The following is a 3,586-nucleotide window of genomic DNA, read 5'->3' on the forward strand; positions in this document are numbered from 1 at the left end:
GCTGCTCCTTGGTATACGACATAACGGAATCCTCCAAGAATCCGTCCGCATCCCCAAGCGAGCAAAACTACGCAATATAATGCGCCGTACTGCTCGCTTTGCGCCGTTTGAGCGGTTACTTCACGCCTTTACGGCTGCTGAGCACCTGGTCGACCAGACCGTAGTTCTTCGCTTCTTCGGCGGTGAGGAATAGGTCGCGCTCAATGTCGTTGGAGACCTCATCAGCGCTCTTGTTGGAGTGCTTAGCCAAAGTCTCTTCAAGCCAACGACGCATACGTAGCACTTCGGCCGCCTGGATCTCAAGGTCAGACGCCTGCCCCTGACCTTGCCCCTGCATAGCGGGCTGGTGGATGAGCACGCGCGCGTTTGGAAGCGCGAGACGCTTTCCAGGCGCACCCGCTGCCAGCAGAACCGCCGCAGCAGAGGCAGCCTGCCCCAAACACACGGTCTGGATCTCTGGCTTGATGTACTGCATGGTGTCGTAAATTGCGGTAAGTGCTGTGAACGATCCACCCGGCGAGTTGATGTACAACGTGATGTCGCGGTCTGGGTCCTGACTCTCCAAGACAAGCAGCTGGGCCATCACGTCGTCGGCCGAGGTGTCGTCCACCTGCACGCCTAAGAAGATCACTCGGTCTTCAAAGAGTTTGGTGTATGGGTCTTGACGCTTGAAACCGTATGGTGTGCGCTCTTCGAACTGTGGCATCACATAGCGCGACGTTGGCATGTTTCCAGCGGTTGCCCATGGGTCAATGTGTGTCATGAAAGTCTCCGATCAGTTGGATGCAGCTGCTGGAACGTCGGCTGCGTGGGTTACCACTTTGTCAATGAATCCGTAATCCAAGGCTTCATCTGCGGTGAACCAGTGGTCGCGGTCGTTGTCCTTGAGGATCTGTTCAACCGTCTTGCCTGTCTGCTCCGCGGTGATTTCGGCCATCTGGCGCTTCATGTGAAGAATGAGTTCAGCCTGGATCTTAATGTCGGTAGCGGTACCACCGATTCCGCCCAAAGGCTGGTGCATAAGAATACGAGCGTGCGGGGTTGCGAACCGCTTACCCTTCGCACCGGACGACAGGAGGAACTGCCCCATTGACGCAGCCATTCCCATTGCAACGGTTCCCACATCGGGCTTGATGTACTGCATGGTGTCGTAGATTGCCATGCCGGCGGTCACGGACCCGCCTGGGGAGTTGATGTACAACCAGATATCCTTTTCCGGGTCCTCAGCGGCCAGGAGCATCATCTGTGCGCAGATAGCGTTTGCGTTGGAGTCACGCACTTCGGAACCCAGCCAGATGATCCGCTCTTTGAGCAGGCGGTTGTAGATGTGGTCGTCCAGGCCCATGCCGGAGCCTGGGACATCCATTGTCCATTCGTGGTTCGTCACGTTTCACTCCTGTAATAGAGGTAATTTCTACGAACTTTAACCCGCTTGGGGTCAGTTTTAGTCCCAGTACGCCTGTTGTTCGCCATCAGCGTGAAAGAGTACGGCCGAGGTGGAATACAGAAAACCCGCCGCGCACGGCTGGCGTACGTGGCGGGCTCTGTGGCGGAAGCGACTTACTTGTCGTCGCCTTCCGCTGCGTCTTCTGCGTTTTCAGCAGTTTCGGCTTCTTCAACGGCTTCTTCAGCTTCGGCTTCAGCCTCAGCAACTTCTTCTTCGTCAGCTTCTGGGGTGGTGAAGGCTGTCATGTCGACCTCATTGCCTTCCGTGTCCACGACCTTCGCTTCGGACAAAACGCTTGCGAGTCCCTTGCGACGTGCAACATCTGCCTGAAGAGCCATAACCTGCCCCTGTGATCCGAGGGCCTGCATGAAGTCCTGAGGGCTCATGCCGTACTGCTGTGAAGCAGTCATGATGTACTCGATGAGTTCCTGCTGGGAAACCTCGATCGACTCGGCCTTCACAATGGCGTCAAGGATGAACTGGGTACGCATGGTGCGCTCAGTTTCTTCCGTGACTTCCTTGCGGTGTTCGTCGTCTTCTGTGCGGTTTTCGTTTTCCAGGTGGCGGTTGACTTCAGCTTCGACAAGCTTGGCTGGAACAGGCACGTCGACCTTTTCAAGGAGCGCCTCCAGGACCTTGTCGCGTGCTTCAACGCCCTGTTCGAGTTCCTTGTTGCGCTTTGCCGTTTCCTTAAGGTCTTCGCGAAGTTCTTCAATTGTGTCGAACTCAGAAGCCATCTGGGCAAAGTCGTCGTCAGCCTCAGCGAGTTCACGTTCTTTGACGGTCTTGAGGGTGAGCTTGACCAGTGCGTCTTTACCAGCGTGTTCTCCACCGGCGAGCTGGGTTTCGAAGCTGGTTTCTTCACCTTCAGACAGCCCGTCCAGAGCTTCGTCCATACCCTTGAGCATGGTGCCGGAGCCAACCTGGTAGGAAACGTCGGTTGCGGAGTCCACTTCTTCTTCCTCGACCAGGGCGACCAGGTCAAGGGTCACGAAGTCGTCGTTCTCAGCAGGACGGTCTACTTCAATGAGGGTGCCAAAACGGCTACGCAGGGCATCGAGTTCTGCTTCGACGTCTTCTTCTGTAACTTCGATGGGCTCAACTTCAACGCTGATGTCGGAGTATTCAGGAAGTTCGACTTCTGGGACGCAGTCAACCTCAACGGTGAACTTCAGTTCACCTTCGTCTTTTCCGTCCAAACCTGGGACTTCTGATACCTCTACTTCAGGCTGACCCAGGGGTTCTACGTTGTTTTCTTCAACTGCGCGACGGAAGAAGTCGTCGAGGCTGTTGTTCACAGCTTCCTGCATGACAACAGGGCGACCAACACGGTGGTCGATCAGTTTTGCTGGCACCTTGCCACGACGGAATCCAGGCACGTTGATCTGACGAGCGATCTGCTTGTAGGCCTCGTCGATGCTCGGCTTGAGTTCGGCAAACGGTACTTCAACGCTGAGCTTGACCCGGGTTGGGTCGAGTTTCTCGACGGAGCTCTTCACTTTTTACCTCTCGTTAAAACTTACGCGGGCAATTCTCCCGCAGAACACAACTGACTAGTCTAATGGTTTACCCCAGGTTTACGCACATCGGAAACGCCTGGAGCATTAACCCGCATTAACCCAGCATTGCGGGTTCAACCAGATTCTGCGCAAAGTAAAAGTCCCGGTGGCGCACAACCACCGGGACTTTTAATCCGAGGGGATGACGGGAATCGAACCCGCACTATCAGTTTGGAAGACTGAGGCTCTACCATTGAGCTACATCCCCGAGCGCTCAACCAACTGTAGTACACCGCTCGCCAAAAACCAAATCCGAGGCTACATTCGTGTATTTCCCAAGGTCAGCCCGATATTCACGACGTCAGAACACCGATATTCACACCTCGACACACATTTTTCACCCCAACTTTGCAAAAACTTTTTTGTGGGTTATGCTTTTCGAGTTGTCAAAACACGGGGTGTGGCGCAGCTTGGTAGCGCATTCGCTTTGGGAGCGAAGGGTCGCAGGTTCAAATCCTGTCACCCCGACAACACACAGAAAGTCTCGGAACATGCGTTCCGGGACTTTCTCGTTTCAGCAACCTTGGTGGCTACCGGGTCAATAAGGGTTATAGGCCAAAAAGAGTGTATGGGCCTGGCG

3 protein-coding genes and 2 tRNA genes are annotated in these 3,586 nt (G+C 54.9%); 1 reads left to right on the forward strand and 4 read right to left on the reverse strand.

Going from position 1 to position 3,586, the window contains the following annotated elements:
- Nucleotides 1-115: 115 nt before the first annotated feature.
- From QP868_RS11930 to QP868_RS11945, 4 genes are all read right to left on the reverse strand, one after another.
- A complete protein-coding gene (locus tag QP868_RS11930; RefSeq protein WP_284926778.1) occupies nucleotides 116-763 on the reverse strand; it encodes an ATP-dependent Clp protease proteolytic subunit in 648 nt (215 codons plus the stop codon).
- Nucleotides 764-775: 12 nt separating this feature from the next.
- Nucleotides 776-1,366, reverse strand: a complete 591-nt coding sequence (locus tag QP868_RS11935) for an ATP-dependent Clp protease proteolytic subunit (RefSeq protein ID WP_284926780.1) — start codon at nucleotides 1,364-1,366, stop codon at nucleotides 776-778.
- Nucleotides 1,367-1,560: 194 nt separating this feature from the next.
- Nucleotides 1,561-2,946, reverse strand: coding sequence for a trigger factor (gene tig / locus QP868_RS11940; RefSeq protein WP_284926779.1), 1,386 nt, complete (start codon nucleotides 2,944-2,946; stop codon nucleotides 1,561-1,563).
- 197 nt (nucleotides 2,947-3,143) lie between these two features.
- A tRNA-Gly gene (locus QP868_RS11945) sits at nucleotides 3,144-3,214 on the reverse strand.
- A gap of 186 nt (nucleotides 3,215-3,400) precedes the next feature.
- On the opposite strand from QP868_RS11945, the gene QP868_RS11950 reads away from it, so the two are divergent.
- A tRNA-Pro gene (locus QP868_RS11950) sits at nucleotides 3,401-3,474 on the forward strand.
- Nucleotides 3,475-3,586 lie beyond the last annotated feature (112 nt).

The sequence above is a fragment of the Brevibacterium sp. UMB1308A genome (assembly GCF_030230605.1).
In the GTDB taxonomy this organism is placed as follows: Bacteria; Actinomycetota; Actinomycetes; order Actinomycetales; family Brevibacteriaceae; genus Brevibacterium.